A 15,129-nucleotide genomic window follows, 5' to 3' on the forward strand; every position below is an offset into this window, starting at 1 on the left:
GTGGTGGGCCAGCTCGGCCGCCGAGCCCCGCCGCCCCTGCGGCGCCGCGGCCAGCAGCCGGGCGAACGCGGCGTGCAGCCGGGTCCGCTCGCCGGGCAGCAGGTCGGCGTAGACGGCCTCGCGCAGCAGCGCGTGCCGGAAGGTGTAGCCGGCGCCGGACGGCACGAGGAGCTGGTGCGAGACGACCTCGCGCAGCGCCTCCCCGGCCGCCGCCTCGTCGAGCCCGGACACGCGGCGGACCAGCTCGTCCTCGACGCCGCGGCCGGCGACCGCGGCGGCCCGCACGACGCGCTGGGCGCCCTCGGTCAGCCGCTCCACCCGCGACAGCAGCAGGTCGGCGAGGCCGGCGGGCAGCTCCTCGCCGGTGCTCTCGGCGGAGAACAGCTCCCCGGCGTAGAAGGCGTTGCCCTCCGAGCGGCGGTGGACCCGCTCGACGACCTCCGCGGTCACCGGGGCGGCCCCGGCGGCGAGCGCGGCCAGGTACTCGGCGGTCTCGCCCGGCCGGAACGGGGCGACCTCCACGCCGGTGACGTTCGGCAGCCGCAGCAGCTCCGCGACGACGGGGCGCAGCGGGTGCCGGCGGTGCAGGTCGTCGGAGCGGTAGGTGCCGATGAGGCAGACCCGCTCGCGCTGCAGCACCCGGCTGAGGAAGGTCAGCAGGTGGCGGGTCGAGCGGTCGGCCCAGTGCAGGTCCTCCAGCACGAGCACGACGGGACGGTCGCGGCCGAGCTCGCCGAGCAGCCCGAGGACGGCGCCGAACAGCTGCTGCTGGCCGAGTTCGGAGGCGGTGCCCGGCCCGCCGTCGCCGTCGGGCAGCAGCCCGCCGAGCACGGGGCGCGACTCCAGCGCGGCGCGGACGGCCTCGGCCTCCGGGGCGGCGGCGCCCGCGCCGCTCCACAGCGCGTCCGCCAGCGGCAGGTAGGGCATGCTCTCGCCGAGTTCGGCGCACTGCCCGACGAGCACGGCGCAGCCCCGGTCGCGGGCGGTGGCGGTGAGCGCGTCCACCAGATGGGTCTTGCCGACCCCGGCGTCGCCGCTGACCAGCACGACCCCGGCGGTGCCGGCGGCGGCGCGGTCCAGCGCGGCCGTGAGCGCACCGAGCTGGGCCGTCCTGCCGATCAGCACCCGGCGCCTTCGGGTCTCGCGTACTCCATGCCGCACAGTATCCCATCGGGCGGTACGGGGGACGGCGCGCGAAGGCCCCGGATCCGAACCGGATCCGGGGCCCCGGGGGACGGAGGCGTCAGCCGACCAGGGCGGGGGTCCGGCCGTCCGCGCTCTCCGCCGGGTCCTGCGTCGCGTCCTCCAGCGTGCGCTCCGACTCGTCCTCCGCGCGCGGCGCCGGCACCGCCGCGGCCTCGGGCTCGGGCAGCAGCCGCGCGTAGGCGCGCAGCGTCTCGGCGGCGATCCGGTCCCAGGAGTAGCGGGAGCGGGCCCGGTCGGCGGCGGCGATCGAGTAGCCGTGCAGCGTCGTCTCCTCGGCGAGCAGCCGCCGGACGGTCCGTCCGATCACCACCGGCCGTCCGGCCGGCACGTGCAGGCCGGTGATCTTGTCGAGCACCTCGTCGGCGTTGCCGCCCACCGGGGTCGCGGCCACCGGGACGCCGCAGGCCATGGCCTCCAGCGGCACCGCCGGGGACGGCTGGGCGGGGGCGAGGCTCAGCACGAGGCGGGCGGTGCGCAGCAGCTTGGGCAGCGCCTTGCGGGGCAGCCGGCCGAGGAAGATCACCCGGTCGGCGACGTGGAGCTCCTTGGCCAGCAGGGTGAGCCGGTGCACGACCGGGTCGTTCTCCAGCTCCTCGCGCGCCGGGCCGCCGGCCACGGCCAGCTCGGCGTCCGGGACGTGCACCAGGGCGCGCAGCGCGGTGGCGACGTCGCCGGCCTCGAGGTCGCGGCAGACCATCACCAGCCGGTCCCGGTCGCCGCGCGGCATCGAGGGGCCGGTCTGGGTGAACAGGTCGGTGTCCACCGCGTAGGGGATCACGGCCATCGCGGGGCGGGGGACGCCCATCCGGACGGCCGCGGCGGCCTCCTCGCCGGTCCCGGCGAGGACGAGGCCGGCGCCGCGCCCGATGGCCCGCTCCAGCCGGTCGCGGTGCGGGTGCACCGGCCGGCCCGCGCGCCGCGCGGTGGCGGCCACGCCGTGGTAGCTGTGCGCGAACGGGATGCCGAGCTCGCGGGCGACGGCGCAGGCGGCCAGGCCGCCGATCCAGCCGTGGGCGTGCACGATGTCGGGCCGCCCGGCGCCCGACCAGCGGCGGCGCAGCGCGTCGGCGAGGTCGCGGACGTGCTCCAGCAGCTCGTCGTCGGTGAGCGGGCGGGCGGGGCCGGCGTCCAGGTGGACGAGCGCGGCGCCGGGGCCGAGCCGGACCCGGCCGCGGGCGGCGGGGTCGCGCCGCCGGGTGTAGACCGTGACGCGGTGGCCGTCGCCCTCTCCGGCGGCTCGGGCGAGCGAGCGGGCGAGGTCCCGGACGTGGACGGACTGCGCGTGTTCGCCGTCAAGGTCGGAGGCGGACACGAGAGCGATGTTCAGCGGGCGGTGCATGACGATCCTCCGGGGCAACACAGGGGAAGCCTGGAGGTATCTGCGTCGTAGACACCTGACTCGCAGGAATCTATTTCCGGGCGGTCACCGCGTCAAACCTCGCGAATCGGATCGCCGCCGCGTTCCGGGCCCCGCGACCCCATCGCCCTGCGGGAACGTCGTCCGGAGTGATCCTCGTCTCCCCGGAGGGCGGACCGGGAGGCGATACTGGAGGTGATGGACGACGAACCGCTCTGGTACGTGGCGTACGGGTCGAACCTCTTCCGCGAGAGGTTCGGCTGCTATCTGGCCGGGGGCCGCCCGCGCGGCGGCGCGCGGCACTACACCGGCTGCCGCGACCCCCGCCCGGCACGGGCCGAGCTGCCGGTCACGATTCCGGGCGGAATCTACTTCGCCCTGACGAGCCTGACCTGGGGCGGCGGAATGGCGTTCTACGACCCGGAGCTGCCGGGACGCGCCGCCGCGCGCGCCTACCTGCTGTCGCGCCGCCAGTTCTGTGACGTGCTCTCCCAGGAGATGCGCCGCCCCATCGGCACCGACCACGACCTGTCCGAGGTCGTCGAGACCGGCCGCCAGCGGCTCGGCCCCGGCCGTTACGAGACCCTGCTGAAGGTCGGGGAGCGCGGCGGGCACCCGATGCTCACCTTCACCGCGCCGGTGGGCGCCGCCGGGGCCGAGCTCAACGCCCCGGCCGCCGCCTACCTGCGGATGCTCGGCCATGGCCTGCGCGAGTCGCACGGCTGGCCCGCCGCCCGCGCCGCCGCCTACCTCGGCGCCCGCCCCGGCGCCCGGACGGCGTGGCCGGTCCACGCGCTCGTCTCGCTGCTGTCGGCCGCCCCCGGCGGGGCTCCGCACGACCCGGCGGGGGAGGGGACTAGCGTCGAGGCATGAAGACCGGTGACGTCGTCGACGACTTCGAGCTCCCCGACGAGACGGGCGAGCCCCGCACGCTGAGCGGACTCCTGGAGAAGGGCCCGGTCGTGCTGTTCTTCTATCCGGCCGCCCTGTCGCGCGGCTGCACCGCCGAGGCGTGCCACTTCCGCGACATCGTCGCCGAGCTGGCCGAGGCCGGCGGTCACCCGGTCGGCGTCAGCGGCGACACCGTGTCGCGGCAACGGGAGTTCGCCGACCGTCACACCCTCGGCTACCCGCTGCTGTCGGACGTGGACGGCACGGTGCGCGCTCGGTTCGGCGTCCGGCGCGGCCTCGCGCTCGCGCCGACGCGGCGGCGGACGTTCGTGATCGGGACCGACCGGCGCGTGCTGGCGGTCGTCGCGAGCGAGGTCCGGATGAGCGTGCACGCCGACCGCGCGCTGGCCGCCCTCCGCGCCGCCCGCTGACCGGCCCGCCCGCTGACCGGCCCGCCGGGCGGCGCCCGTCACCCGGAGGCGGGGACGACCGGGAGGACGATCGCGGACGGCCGGCCGGGGGAGTGGAAGATCTCCTGGTCGGCGGTGAGCATCGCGGTGGCCGTGCCGATGGGCTCGCCCGTGCCCGGGTTGCGCGCCACCCTCGGGTAGGCGCCGCTCGCCACCTGGACGCGGACGCGGTGGCCGCGGCGGAACCGGTGCCCGGCGGGCCACAGCTCGATCGCGACGCGGCGGACGCCGTCCGGGCCGGGCGGTGGTGAGTCCGGGACGAGCCGCCGCATCCCCTCGCACAGGTTGAGGGACTCACCCTCCGGTGTGACATCGCACACCCGCACCACGAAGTCGGTGTGCGCCCGGTTCGACCGGACGCGCAGGTCGGCGGTGACCGGGCCGATGATCTCCAGATCCTCCTCCAGCACGGCCGACGTGTAGGTCAGCACGTCGCGGCGCCGTTCGAGCCGACGCTGGTCGGTGGACGGCCTGGTCTCGCCCAGCAGGGTGGGGCCGCCGAGGAACGGGGTCGGGTGCTCCGGGTCGTACCGGTAGACGTCGGGCTCGGACTCCGGCGGCGCGTCCGGGGCGAGGGCGCCGTCGGGGTGCAGGTGCCAGCGCTCCTCGCGCATCCCGGGGACGGGCCAGTCGGGGAACTCGCGCCATTCGTCCGCGCCGGTGACGAACAGCCGGACGGGCTGCTCGCGGAGCCCGTCCGGGTCGTCCAGCAGGTGCGCGCGGAACCAGCGCACCGCCTCGCCGACCGAGCCGCGCATCATCCGCTGGTCGGCGTGGAACCACGGGCCGATCGTCAGGTGGGGGCGGTGCCCGGCCGCGCGCAGCGCCGCGTAGTCCTTGAGCTGCCAGGGCAGGAAGATGTCGTACCAGCCGCCGGTCATGTTCACCGGCGCCCGCACCCGCGCGACCGTCGGGCTGAAGTCGCGCTTGTCCCAGAAGGGGGTGTCGGGGCCGTTGACGAGCAGTTCCTGGAAGAAGCGCTGCTGCGCGCCGGTCGCGAGCCGGTCCAGCTCGGCGAGCGGGCGGCCCGACAGCGCCGCCCGGCGGGCGCGCCGCGGCGACATGATCCCGGTGGTGATGCCCGACAGCGAGTGCTTCATCCGGGCGGTCAGGTCGACCCAGATCAGCGCGGACTCCAGCGCGAACGTGCCGCCGACGTTCACCGCGTCCCGGAAGGTGGACGCGGTGACCTGCATGGACAGCGCCTTGAGCTCGGGCCCGGCCTCGGCGGCGACGGCCCACTGCACATAGCCGAGGTAGCTCGGGCCGTGCATGGCGAACGTCCCGCCGAACCAGGGCTGCCCGCGCAGCCACGCGATGGTGGCCAGGCCGTCCTCGCGCTCGTCCAGCGCCTCGAACACCCCGCCGGACCCGAAGCCGCCGCGGACGCTCTGCACCACCGCCTGGAACCCCTGCGAGGCGAACGCCTGCCCGCACATCAGCCCGAACGGCCCGCGCCGCCCGTAGGGGGAGCGGACGAGCACCGTCGGGGCGCCGTCGACGCCTTCCGGCGCGTACCGGTCGGCGAGCAGCGTCACGCCGTCGGCGGCCGGGACCTCCAGGTCCTTCTCGACCGTCACCCGATGGGGGCCGTTCTCCAGTCGTAGCGCCGCGACCCCCAGCCGGCGCATCATTCCCCCGCCTACCACTTGATCGATCGTAATCGCCACTCCGGTGTGCCGCGCGGGTGCCCTCGCGTCCGCGACGCGTCTCACACTCTCCGCCCGTTCACTACGATCAGTGGCGAAATCAGGACGGGTGCCACAGATCGAACAGTCCGTGCACCGCCGGACAAGTGGGGCCGAGGGCCCGCCGGCGGCCGCCGGCGGAGGAGAGGTCCACACCATGCCCGAGTCGCGCGAGCGGGGGCGAGAGGGAAGCCATGGATGAGCTGAGCTGGGGGCGGATCATCGCCGCGGCCAGCGTGATGGTGGCCGCGCTCGCGGTCGCCGTCGTGCTGCGGCTGCTGACCGGGCGGCTGTTCCGCAGGGCCGGGGACACCCGGTGGGCCTGGGACGACCTGGCGGCGCGGCTCGTGCGCGACCTCGCGGTGCCCGTCGCGCTGCTGGGCGGCGCCTGGATCGCCGCCGAGGTGCTGCAGCTGCCGCCGAAGACGCTGGACGTCACCTCCCGCGTGCTCAGCGCCGCCACGATCTTCATGGTGTCGCTGGCGCTGGCGCGGCTGATCGCGGGCTCGGTCACCTCGATCGCGCTGGCCCGGCAGGGCGTCGCCGCGAACGTGACGATCTTCGCGAACATCACCAAGGTGATCGTGCTCGGCGTGGGCGTCCTGGTGATGCTGCAGAGCCTCGGCGTCTCGATCACCCCGCTGCTCGGCGCCCTGGGCGTCGGCGGCCTCGCGGTGGCGCTGGCGTTGCAGGACACCCTCGCCAACCTGTTCGCGGGCGTGCACGTCCTGGCGTCCAAGACCATCGAGCCGGGCGACTACATCAAGCTGAGCAGCGGGCAGGAGGGGTACGTCGTCGACATCAACTGGCGCAACACCTCCATCCGCACCCTGTCGGACAACATCGAGGTCATCCCGAACCAGCGGTTCTCCGACACGATCCTCACCAACTACCACCGGCCCGCGCAGGACATGTCGCTGCTGCTCCAGGCCCGGGTGCCCTACGACGCCGACCTGGAGCGGGTCGAGAAGATCGCGATCGAGGTCGGCGAGGAGGTGATGGCGGACGTGCAGGGCGGCGTGAAGGACGCGGAGATCCTCGTCCGCTTCCACACCTTCGGCGAGTCGTCCATCGACTTCACCGTCATCCTCCGCACGAGCGAGTTCGGCGACCAGTTCCGCATCAAGCACGAGTTCGTGAAGCGGCTGCACCGGGCCTTCCGGCAGGAGGGCATCGCGACCCCCTACCCGCGCCGCCACGTCACGCTGGACGAGCGGGCGCCCGCGGGCGGCGTCACCGGCTGACCCGCCGCGCCCGCTCCTCAGGGGCGGAGGATGGGGAGCAGCACCTCGTCCACGAGCGAGGTCAGGTACTCGTCGCGGATCTCGCCGCCCACGGTGAGGTTGTGGTAGACGATCATCGCCGGGCCGACGTTCGCGACCTGCCGCGTCACCGCGGCGGGCCGGACCTCGCCGCGCTCGGCGCCCCGGGCCAGCGCCTCGTGGATCGCGGCCTTGACCGGCTCGGAGATGCGCTGCCTGACGACGTCGTGCAGCAGCCCGCCGCCCTCCGACCGGTCCTCCTTGAGCACCCTGAACGCGGTGCCGCGGCAGGCGTCCAGGGTGTCGCGCAGGATCGTCAGGACCGCCAGGAGGTCGGTGCGGACCGTCCCGGTCGAGACGGCGGCCGGCGGATCGGGCAGGGCGTGCCGGAGCGCGTCGCTCACGAGCTCCTCCTTGGACGTCCAGCGCCGGTAGAGCGCGGCCTTGCCGGTGCGCGCCGCGGCGGCGACGCCCTCCATGGTCAGCCGGCGGAAGCCGACCTCCGCCAGCTGCGCCAGCACGGCGTCGTAGATCGCGGTCTCGAGGTCGGCGCCGCGGCGGCGCGTGCCCGCGGTCATGCCCGCCCTCCCATAATAGTGAACGCTGGCGTTCTCTTTCGAGCCGATCGGTGGTACGTTCTCCGCATAGTGTACGTCGCCGTTCCTTAAATTCTCATCTCGGAGGGTCCTCGTGACCACGTCTCACGGGCGGACCACCGCGCCGCTGGAGCCCCTCGCTCCCAAGGCCGCCCCGCCGCCCTTTCTGCGCCGTCCGGGCGTCGTCCTCGCCGTCATCGTCGGCTGCCAGCTCATGATCGCGGTCGATACCTCCGTCGTCACCATCGCGCTCCCGCGGGTCCGGGACGGGCTCGGGCTGTCGACCGGCGGGCTCGCCTGGATCCAGAACTCCTACATGCTCGCATTCGGCGGGCTGCTGCTGCTCGGCGGGCGCGCGGGCGACGTGTTCGGCCGCCGCCGCGCCTTCACCGCGGGGCTCGTGGCCTTCACCGCGGCGTCGCTGCTCGCCGGGCTCGCCACGGCCGGCTGGTTCCTGCTGGCGGCGCGCGCCGTGCAGGGCGCTGCGGGCGCCGTCGCCGCGCCGAGCGGGATGGCACTGATCGCCACGAACTTCGAGGGCCCGGCCCGGGTGCGCGCGCTCAGCGTGTTCTCCGCCGTGGCCGGAGCGGGCGGCGCCGTCGGCATGGTGGCCGGCGGCGTGCTGACCGAGGCGGTGTCGTGGCGGTGGGTCTTCTTCGTCAACGTCCCGGTCGGCCTGGTGCTGGCGCTGCTCGCCCCCCGGGCGCTCGGCGAGACCGAGCGGCGGGCCGGCCGGTTCGACGTCCCCGGGGCCGCCGCCGCGGTGACCGGGATGACCTCCCTGGTGTACGCGCTGATCCGGGTCGGCTCGGACGGCTGGGGGGACGGCCTGGCGCGGGCGGCGTTCGCCGCCGCCGCGGTGCTGCTGACCGCGTTCGTCGCGATCGAGCACCGGGTCGGGCAGCCGCTCATGCCGCTGTGGTTGTTCACCGCCCGGGCCCGCGCGGGGTCCTACGCGATCCTGGCGCTGGTCGTCGCGTCGATGTTCGGGTCGTTCTTCTTCCTGACGCAGTACCTGCAGCAGCAGCTCGGATACGGGCCGCTGCGCGCGGGCTTCGCGTTCCTGCCCCTGGTGGCCCTGCAGTTCGCGACCGTGCGGACCGTCCCGCGGCTGCTGCCCCGGCTCGGTGCCCGGACCATCGTGGTGGCCGGCACGCTCCTGATCGTCGTGGGGCTGGCCGGGCTGTCGCGGCTGTCGGCCGGCGACGGCTACGCGGCCGGGGTGCTCGTGCCGTTCATGCTGCTCGGCATGGGCGCCGGCATGGTGATCCTGCCGCTGAACGCGACGATCCTCGGCAGCGTGACCGCCGAGCACTCCGGGGCCGCCTCGGGCGTCGCGCAGGCGATGCTGTGGTCGGGCGGCTCGTTCGGCTCGGCCGTGATGGTCACCGTCTACGGGTCCGCGGCGACCGAGGCGGACCCGATGCGCGGGATGGACGCCGCCTACGCGACCGGCGCGGTCTTCGCCGTGGCCGCGCTGGTGACGGCCCTGATCGTCCTGCCAGGCCGCGCCGCCGCCGCGCGCGGGACCGGCTGAGCACGGCGTCGGCTGAGCACGCGCCGGCTGAGCACGCGCCAGCTGAGCACGCGCCGGCTGAGCACGGCGTCGGCTGAGCACGCGCCGGCTGAGCACCAGGGCCGGCGCGGCGGCGTCCCCTACTCCGGTGGGGACGCCGCCTCGCCGAACCAGGCGAGGAACTCGGCCTGGCCGAACATGCGGGCGGCGTCGACGGCCGACGGCGTGCCCGCGCGGGGGTCGGCGCCCGCGTCCAGCAGGGCCCGCACCACGTCGGCCTCCTGCTTGAACACCGCGCCGGCCAGGGGACGCTGGCCGCGGTCGTTCGCGCGCTCCGGGTCGGCGCCCCGCGCCGTCAGCGCCCGCACCGTCGCGGCGTGCCCGTGGTAGGCGGCGAGCATGAGCAGCGTGTCACCGCGGTCGTTGGCGAGGTTCACCGGCAGGCCCGCCTCGAGATAGGCGACGAGCCGCGCGGTGTCGCCCTCCCGTGCCATCGCGAACACGCGGGTCGCGAACTCCGCCAGCTCCGGGTCGGGCTCGGTCATGCCCGTCAGCCTACCGGCCGCCGCCGTTGGCCCGGAGGCCCGCCAGCCGCCCGCCGAGGCTGTCCTCGCCGTACTCCAGGTCCTTCTCCAGCGCGACGAGCGCGCCGTCCTCGGGGAAGGAGGTGAAGCGCACGTCGTCGGCCAGTGTCCGGATGATCAGCAGGCCACGGCCCTCCTCGGCGCCGGGATCGGGGTCGGGCACGCCGCCGGGGTCGAAGCCCCCGCCCGAGTCGATCACTTTGATGACGCACCGGCGGTCCAGGATCGTCACGCGCACGGTGTAGTCGTCTCCCTCGGTGGCGTGCCTGATCACGTTCGTGCACGCCTCGGTGAGCATCACCTCGATGTCGCCGCAGATCTGGTCGTCCACACCGAGCGCCCGCAGTGCCGAGTCCAGGATCCGCCGGGTGGCGGGGACACTGGCGGCGTCGCGCGGCAGCAAGAGGTCAAGGCTAATCTCCACATCGTCTCCGTCGTCGTCATCCCGTCCCCTCACTGGTGCCCCGGGCGCCGCGCCCAAACCTCGCCGCGCCCGCGGCCGGCCGTGGACTCCCAGGCCGGCCACGCCCCACGGGCGACGATCCGCAGCACCAGCGCGCCGATGTTCCACGCGTCGTCGGCGCCGCTGTGGTGCCGTCCCTCCAGCGGGAGCCCCGCGTGCCGCAGCGCCCCGGCCATGCCCGGCCGCCGCGGCAGGCCGTGCGCCGCGGTGTACACCGCCTTGGCGTTGGCGTGCCGCCGCCCGAACGGGTACCGGACGCCCGCCGCCGCGCACTGCCGCTCGAACTGCTTGCGGTCGTAGTCCCCCCAGCTCGCCCACGCCCGGGAATGCCCGCGGTGCTCGCGCTCCAGCAGCGCGCACGCCTCGCGGAAGGACAGGCCGCCGCCGACCTCGTCCGGCGTGAGGCCGGTCAGCTCGGTACAGAACGCGCTGACCTCGGACCGCTCCGGCCGGACGAGCACGCGGTGCCGCTCCACCCGCTCGCGCGCCTCCAGGTCGACGACGCACAGCCCGATCTCGATGATCTCGCTGGGCCGCCCGCCCGCGTCCGAGGGCCGCTCCCAGCAGGTGGCCTCCACGTCGACGACGTTGAGGAAGCGCCCGATCGTCTCGTCCATGCCGGGGACGGTACCGGCGGGCGGCCCCGCCTCACGACGGGTTTTCCGGCCGCGGCGCGTAGGCGTCGACGTACTCCTGACCGGACAGCTTCTGGATGGCCCGCATGATCTCGTCGGTGATCTCGCGCGCCGCCCGGCCGCGCGGCGTCGCGGTGTCCCGGCCGCGGAACTCCATCGGGGCGCCGATCCGAACCCCGATCCGGCCGGGCCTCGGGACGACCCGGCCGCGCGGCTGGACCCGGTCGGTGCCCTCGATCGCCACGGGCAGCACGGGGGCGCCGGTCCGCATCGCCAGCCGCCCCACCCCCGTCCGTCCCCGGTAGAGGCGCCCGTCGGGGGAGCGGGTGCCCTCCGGGTGGATCGCGAAGGCCCCGCCCTCCTCCAGCACCCGCGCCGAGGTCTCGAGCGCGTCGAGCGCGGCGCGCCCGCCCGACCGGTCGACGGCGATCGCGCCGACGCCGCGGAAGAACGTCGCCGTCGCCCGCCCCCGCATCCCCGGGCCGGTGAAGTACTCGTTCTTGCCGAGGAAGCGCACCCGCCGCGGCACCATCAGCGGCAGCACGAACGAGTCCAGGAACGCCAGGTGGTTGGCGGCGAGGATCACCGGGCCCCGCCGCGGCACGTGCCGCAGCCCGCTCACGCTCGGCAGGAACGCCACGCGCATCGCCGGGCCGAGCAGGACGTGCTTCATCATCGGGTAGATCAGGCGTTCGGGGTCCATTCCGAGGAGGCTATGGGCCCCGGCGTCCAGGCCGGGGTGCCGCCCCCTTACAACAACGGACCCCGGAAAATTGGAGGAATCCTCCATTGCCTCCGCCGATGCGCCGCGTCGCGGGCGCTCAGCCCGCCGTGGCGGCCCGGTCGCTGCGCACCGCCCGGCGCACGGCGTCCGCCGCCGGCCCGGTCCGGGCCGTCAGCTCCGCGATCCGCCGCCGGTACCGGCGCCGGTCCGCGCGGGGCAGCACCGTCGCCATCTCCCCGGCCGCGGCGAGGGCCACCGCCGCGGCGTCGTAGCTGTTGACGTGCGCGACGGGGCGCCCCCGCAGCGCCGACGACGCCCCGCCCCACAGCGCCTTGACCACCCGCGGGTCGCGGACCTCGATCTCCCGGCGGGTGAACGGGCCGAGCACCCGGCGCCGGCGCACCCGGATCCAGCCGTCCCGCTCCAGCTCGCCGCGGACCTTCGCCACCATGGCCCGGCCGCCCTTGCGCACCCAGTGCTGCCAGGTGCGCGGCCTGGACCGCCCGATCTGCTCCAGCAGCCCGTACGGGTCCTCGCCGGGCGTGCCCGGCGCCGGCCGGCGCCGCTCGTCGACCAGCCGCCCGTCCAGGTACAGCTCGGTGAGCGCCGCGGCGCGCAGCACGTACCCGAGCCGCGATCCGCCGCCGCGCATCCGCCGCCTCGGCGGGTCGTACGCCAGCAGGTACATCCGCGCCGGCAGCGAGTCCGGAACCTCGACCATGGCTAATCCTCGCTCCCGTCCCCGTCTCCGTCCGTGTCCGGGGACACGCCGTCCCCGTCGCCGGTCTTGCGCGGCCGCCCGCGGCCGCGCATCCGCGCCGCCGTCCCGGGCATCCGCCCCGCCTCGGCGAGCGCCTGCCGGAGCAGGAACTCGATCTGGGCGTTGGTACTGCGCAGCTCGTCCCCCGCCCACCGGGCCAGCGCGTCGTGCACGGCCGGGTCGAGGCGCAGCAGGATCTTCTTGCGCGCGGAGGCCACGGGTCACTGGTAGAGCGTGCCCGTGTTGACCACCGGCTGGGCGTCCCGGTCGGCGCACAGCACCACCAGCAGGTTGCTGACCATCGCCGCCTTGCGCTCCTCGTCCAGGTCCACGACGTTCTCCTCGTCCAGCCGCTCCAGCGCCAGCTGGACCATGCCGACCGCGCCCTCCACGATCCGCTGCCGCGCCGCCACGACCGCGCCCGCCTGCTGCCGCCGCAGCATCGCCTGCGCGATCTCCGGCGCGTACGCCAGCCGGGTGATCCGGGACTCGATGATCTCGACTCCGGCCGAGGCCACCCGCAGCGACAGCTCCTGCGACAGCTGCGCGGTGATCTCGTCGGCGTTGTCGCGCAGCGAGATCCGGTCCCCGGCGTCGTAGGGGTAGCTGCCCGCGATGTGCCGGACCGCCGCCTCCGTCTGGAACGCCACGAACTCCACGAAGTCGTCGACCTCGAACACCGCCCGGGCGGTGTCGGCCACCTGCCACACCACGACGGCCGAGATCTCGATCGGGTTCCCGTCCAGGTCGTTCACCTTGGCGATCCCGGTCTCGTGGTTGCGGATCCGGGTCGACACCCGCCGCCGTTCGGTGATCGGGTTCACCCAGCGCAGCCCGTCCGTCCGGACCGTCCCGGTGTACCGGCCGAGCACCTGCAGCACCCGGGCCTCGCCCGGTGCCACCGGCGTGAGCCCGGCGCCGAGCACCAGCCCCGCCAGGACGAGCACGACTCCCGCCGTGATCCCGCCCGCGAGGGCGCCCCCGCCGCCCAGGACGATCCCGGCCGCGACGGCGAGTCCCCCCGCCACGATCAGCGCCAGGGCCAGGCCCAGCATGGGCCAGCCGCCCCTGTCGTGCCCCGTCCGCTCCGAAATCTGCGGCCGCGGTATCGCGACCCGTCCCGCCTCGTCCACCGGAACCCCCTCTATGTGTTATCGCCAAACTAGCAAAGTGATATCACTTTTCCAAGTCCGGCTCCGCCGCCTGCCGGTCGGGGATCACCTTGGGCACGCCGCGCAGGGTGACGAGGGCGAAGACGGCGACCAGGGCGGCCAGGGAGGCGCTGCACAGCAGGGCGGCGTGCATGCCGTCCACGAAGGCGGCGCGGGCCGCGGCCGTGAGCCCCGAGGACAGCCGGCCGGGCAGCCCGGCCGCGACCTGGACGGCGCCGGCCAGGGAGTCGCGGGCCGTGGCCGCCGCGGGGGCGGGGACGCCGGCCGGCACGTCCAGCGCGTCGCGGTAGACGGCGTTCAGGACGCTGCCGAGGATCGCCATGCCGAGCGCGCCGCCGAGCTCGGTGGCCGTCTCGGAGATCGCGGACGCGGCGCCGGAGCGCTCCGCCGGCACCGACGCCAGGACGGTGTCGGACGTGACGGTCAGCGCCATCCCCATGCCGAGCCCCGACAGCAGCATCGCGGGGATCATCGCCGGGTAGGAGGTGTGCAGGCCGACGCCGAGGAACAGCGCGAACGCGGTGGCCGACACCGTCATGCCGAGCGCGACGACGCGGGCGCGGCCGAGCGCGGAGATCAGCGGCGGGGCCAGCGCCGCGCCGCCCACCATCGCGGCGAGCGCGCCGGGCAGCCCCGCCAGCCCGGCCCGCAGCGGCGACCAGCCGAGCGCGAGCTGGAAGAACAGCGAGAAGATCAGCGACTGGGCGACCAGCGCGAACATCGCGAAGGCGTTGCTGGCGACCGAGCCGCTGAAGGCGGCGCGGTGGAACAGCCGGACGTCGATCAGCGGTTCGGCGACCCGGGTCTGCCGGACGGCGAAGGCGGCGAGCGCGACCGCGCCGGCGAGGGCGGCGGCGGGCACGCGCGGCTCGTCCACGCCGTGCGCGGCGGCCTCCTTCACCGCGTACACCAGGCCGAGGACGCCGGCGATCGACAGCGGCACGCTCAGCAGGTCCATCCGGCCGGTCGCGGCGGGCCGCGCGCCGGGCAGCACGAGCGCCCCGGCGACCAGCGCCACCAGCATGATCGGGACGTTGATCAGGAACACCGAGCCCCACCAGAAGTGGTCCAGCAGCGCGCCGCCGACGACCGGGCCGAGACCGACCGCGAGGCCGCCGACACCGGCGAAGATCCCCACCGCCGTCGTCCGCTCGCGGGGGTCGGTGAAGGCGCGGCGGATGAGGCTCAGGCAGGACGGCATGAGCGTCGCGCCCGCGACGCCGAGCACGGCGCGGGCGGCGATCAGCAGCCCGGCGCTCGGCGCGTAGGCGGTCGCCGCGGACGCGGCGGCGAACAGCGCGGTCCCGGTCAGCAGCAGCCGCTTGTGCCCGATCCGGTCGCCGACGCCGCCCATGGTGATGAGCAGCCCGGCGAGCGCGAACCCGTAGGAGTCGGCGATCCACAGGATCTGCGTGGCCGAGGGGTGCAGGTCGGCGGCCAGATGGGGGACCGCCTGGTTCAGCGCGGTCAGGTCGATGCTCGGCACGAGGGCGAGCAACGCGCAGATCGCGAACGTGGCCCATTTGCGGGTCGATGTTTCCATGCCGGCAAGCGTCGCCGCCGGCGCTGACCGGCGGCGCACCGTCCGCTGACCGCCGCCGGGGGCCCGCCGCGGCGCGCCGGTCAGCGCCGATGGGCGGGCGGTCCTCGACGGGAGAGGGTCGGGGTCTCGGCGTGGGGGCGGCGCTGGGGGTGAGGGCCGTCTCATGGGTGGTGGCGCCGTCGGTGGGTTGTGGTGCGCCGGTGGGCGGGTGGCCGGTGGGGAGCGGGGTGGTCATGGGCGGGGGAGGGGCGGGCCTCCTAGA

General features: G+C 75.3%; 16 protein-coding genes. 4 read left to right on the forward strand and 12 right to left on the reverse strand.

All coding sequences use genetic code 11. From position 1 onward, the window contains the following. Positions 1-1,125, reverse strand: a 1,125-nt coding sequence (locus E1291_RS30110; protein ID WP_242614461.1) for an ATP-binding protein, incomplete at its 3' end; no start/stop codon positions are given. 118 nt (positions 1,126-1,243) lie between these two features. After that, entirely contained in the window at positions 1,244-2,545 is a 1,302-nt protein-coding gene (locus tag E1291_RS30115) for a glycosyltransferase (protein WP_131741465.1), read from the reverse strand. Between the two features lie 216 nt (positions 2,546-2,761). Between E1291_RS30115 and E1291_RS30120 the strand changes: the two genes are divergently transcribed. Together E1291_RS30120 and E1291_RS30125 are read left to right on the forward strand one after the other, a co-directional pair. Beyond that, positions 2,762-3,436, forward strand: coding sequence for a histone deacetylase (locus E1291_RS30120; RefSeq protein WP_131741466.1), 675 nt, complete (start codon positions 2,762-2,764; stop codon positions 3,434-3,436). After that, positions 3,433-3,885: a peroxiredoxin gene (locus E1291_RS30125; protein WP_131741467.1), complete on the forward strand. Its 453-nt coding sequence runs from the start codon at positions 3,433-3,435 to the stop codon at positions 3,883-3,885. The genes E1291_RS30120 and E1291_RS30125 overlap by 4 nt, the downstream gene beginning before the upstream one ends. Positions 3,886-3,923: 38 nt before the next feature. Here E1291_RS30125 and E1291_RS30130 read toward each other — a convergent pair whose 3' ends face one another. Next, entirely contained in the window at positions 3,924-5,573 is a 1,650-nt protein-coding gene (locus E1291_RS30130) for a CocE/NonD family hydrolase (protein WP_306434488.1), read from the reverse strand. Between the two features lie 233 nt (positions 5,574-5,806). Between E1291_RS30130 and E1291_RS30135 the strand changes: the two genes are divergently transcribed. Continuing rightward, positions 5,807-6,856: a mechanosensitive ion channel family protein gene (locus tag E1291_RS30135; protein ID WP_131741468.1), complete on the forward strand. Its 1,050-nt coding sequence runs from the start codon at positions 5,807-5,809 to the stop codon at positions 6,854-6,856. 17 nt (positions 6,857-6,873) lie between these two features. Here E1291_RS30135 and E1291_RS30140 read toward each other — a convergent pair whose 3' ends face one another. Next, positions 6,874-7,452 carry a TetR/AcrR family transcriptional regulator gene (locus E1291_RS30140; protein ID WP_131741469.1) on the reverse strand — a complete coding sequence of 193 codons (579 nt, stop codon included), beginning with the start codon at positions 7,450-7,452 and terminating at the stop codon, positions 6,874-6,876. A 112-nt stretch (positions 7,453-7,564) separates the two neighbouring features. Between E1291_RS30140 and E1291_RS30145 the strand changes: the two genes are divergently transcribed. Further along, positions 7,565-9,007: an MFS transporter gene (locus E1291_RS30145; RefSeq protein ID WP_242614462.1), complete on the forward strand. Its 1,443-nt coding sequence runs from the start codon at positions 7,565-7,567 to the stop codon at positions 9,005-9,007. 119 nt (positions 9,008-9,126) lie between these two features. On the opposite strand, the gene E1291_RS30150 is transcribed toward E1291_RS30145, so the two are convergent. From E1291_RS30150 to E1291_RS30185, 8 genes are all read right to left on the reverse strand, one after another. After that, positions 9,127-9,531 (reverse strand): ankyrin repeat domain-containing protein, encoded by a 405-nt coding sequence (locus E1291_RS30150; RefSeq protein ID WP_131741470.1) that lies wholly within the window; start codon positions 9,529-9,531, stop codon positions 9,127-9,129. A 10-nt stretch (positions 9,532-9,541) separates the two neighbouring features. Beyond that, a complete protein-coding gene (locus E1291_RS30155) occupies positions 9,542-9,994 on the reverse strand; it encodes an ATP-binding protein (RefSeq protein WP_131741471.1) in 453 nt (150 codons plus the stop codon). Positions 9,995-10,023: 29 nt separating this feature from the next. Next, positions 10,024-10,650: a 3'-5' exonuclease gene (locus tag E1291_RS30160; protein ID WP_131741472.1), complete on the reverse strand. Its 627-nt coding sequence runs from the start codon at positions 10,648-10,650 to the stop codon at positions 10,024-10,026. 31 nt (positions 10,651-10,681) lie between these two features. Next, positions 10,682-11,371: a lysophospholipid acyltransferase family protein gene (locus tag E1291_RS30165; RefSeq protein WP_131741473.1), complete on the reverse strand. Its 690-nt coding sequence runs from the start codon at positions 11,369-11,371 to the stop codon at positions 10,682-10,684. 118 nt (positions 11,372-11,489) lie between these two features. Beyond that, positions 11,490-12,113 carry a GOLPH3/VPS74 family protein gene (locus E1291_RS30170; RefSeq protein ID WP_131741474.1) on the reverse strand — a complete coding sequence of 208 codons (624 nt, stop codon included), beginning with the start codon at positions 12,111-12,113 and terminating at the stop codon, positions 11,490-11,492. A 2-nt stretch (positions 12,114-12,115) separates the two neighbouring features. Further along, positions 12,116-12,370, reverse strand: coding sequence for a type II toxin-antitoxin system antitoxin (locus E1291_RS30175; RefSeq protein WP_131741475.1), 255 nt, complete (start codon positions 12,368-12,370; stop codon positions 12,116-12,118). A 3-nt stretch (positions 12,371-12,373) separates the two neighbouring features. Next, positions 12,374-13,285, reverse strand: coding sequence for an SPFH domain-containing protein (locus E1291_RS30180; RefSeq protein ID WP_370771053.1), 912 nt, complete (start codon positions 13,283-13,285; stop codon positions 12,374-12,376). A gap of 43 nt (positions 13,286-13,328) precedes the next feature. After that, positions 13,329-14,867, reverse strand: a complete 1,539-nt coding sequence (locus E1291_RS30185; protein WP_131741476.1) for an MFS transporter — start codon at positions 14,865-14,867, stop codon at positions 13,329-13,331. Positions 14,868-15,129 lie beyond the last annotated feature (262 nt).

It is taken from the genome of Actinomadura roseirufa (assembly GCF_900659635.1).
GTDB lineage: Bacteria > Actinomycetota > Actinomycetes > Streptosporangiales > Streptosporangiaceae > Spirillospora > Spirillospora roseirufa.

What these genes read in the sequence shown, in the direction of transcription:
- E1291_RS30115 (WP_131741465.1), bottom strand. Translation starts at nt 2,545, where the DNA reads ATGCACCGCCCGCTGAACATCGCTCTCGTGTCCGCCTCCGACCTTGAC.
- E1291_RS30120 (WP_131741466.1), top strand. Translation starts at nt 2,762, where the DNA reads ATGGACGACGAACCGCTCTGGTACGTGGCGTACGGGTCGAACCTCTTC.
- E1291_RS30125 (WP_131741467.1), top strand. Translation starts at nt 3,433, where the DNA reads ATGAAGACCGGTGACGTCGTCGACGACTTCGAGCTCCCCGACGAGACG.
- E1291_RS30135 (WP_131741468.1), top strand. Translation starts at nt 5,807, where the DNA reads ATGGATGAGCTGAGCTGGGGGCGGATCATCGCCGCGGCCAGCGTGATG.
- E1291_RS30140 (WP_131741469.1), bottom strand. Translation starts at nt 7,452, where the DNA reads ATGACCGCGGGCACGCGCCGCCGCGGCGCCGACCTCGAGACCGCGATC.
- E1291_RS30150 (WP_131741470.1), bottom strand. Translation starts at nt 9,531, where the DNA reads ATGACCGAGCCCGACCCGGAGCTGGCGGAGTTCGCGACCCGCGTGTTC.
- E1291_RS30160 (WP_131741472.1), bottom strand. Translation starts at nt 10,650, where the DNA reads ATGGACGAGACGATCGGGCGCTTCCTCAACGTCGTCGACGTGGAGGCC.
- E1291_RS30165 (WP_131741473.1), bottom strand. Translation starts at nt 11,371, where the DNA reads ATGGACCCCGAACGCCTGATCTACCCGATGATGAAGCACGTCCTGCTC.
- E1291_RS30170 (WP_131741474.1), bottom strand. Translation starts at nt 12,113, where the DNA reads ATGGTCGAGGTTCCGGACTCGCTGCCGGCGCGGATGTACCTGCTGGCG.
- E1291_RS30185 (WP_131741476.1), bottom strand. Translation starts at nt 14,867, where the DNA reads ATGGAAACATCGACCCGCAAATGGGCCACGTTCGCGATCTGCGCGTTG.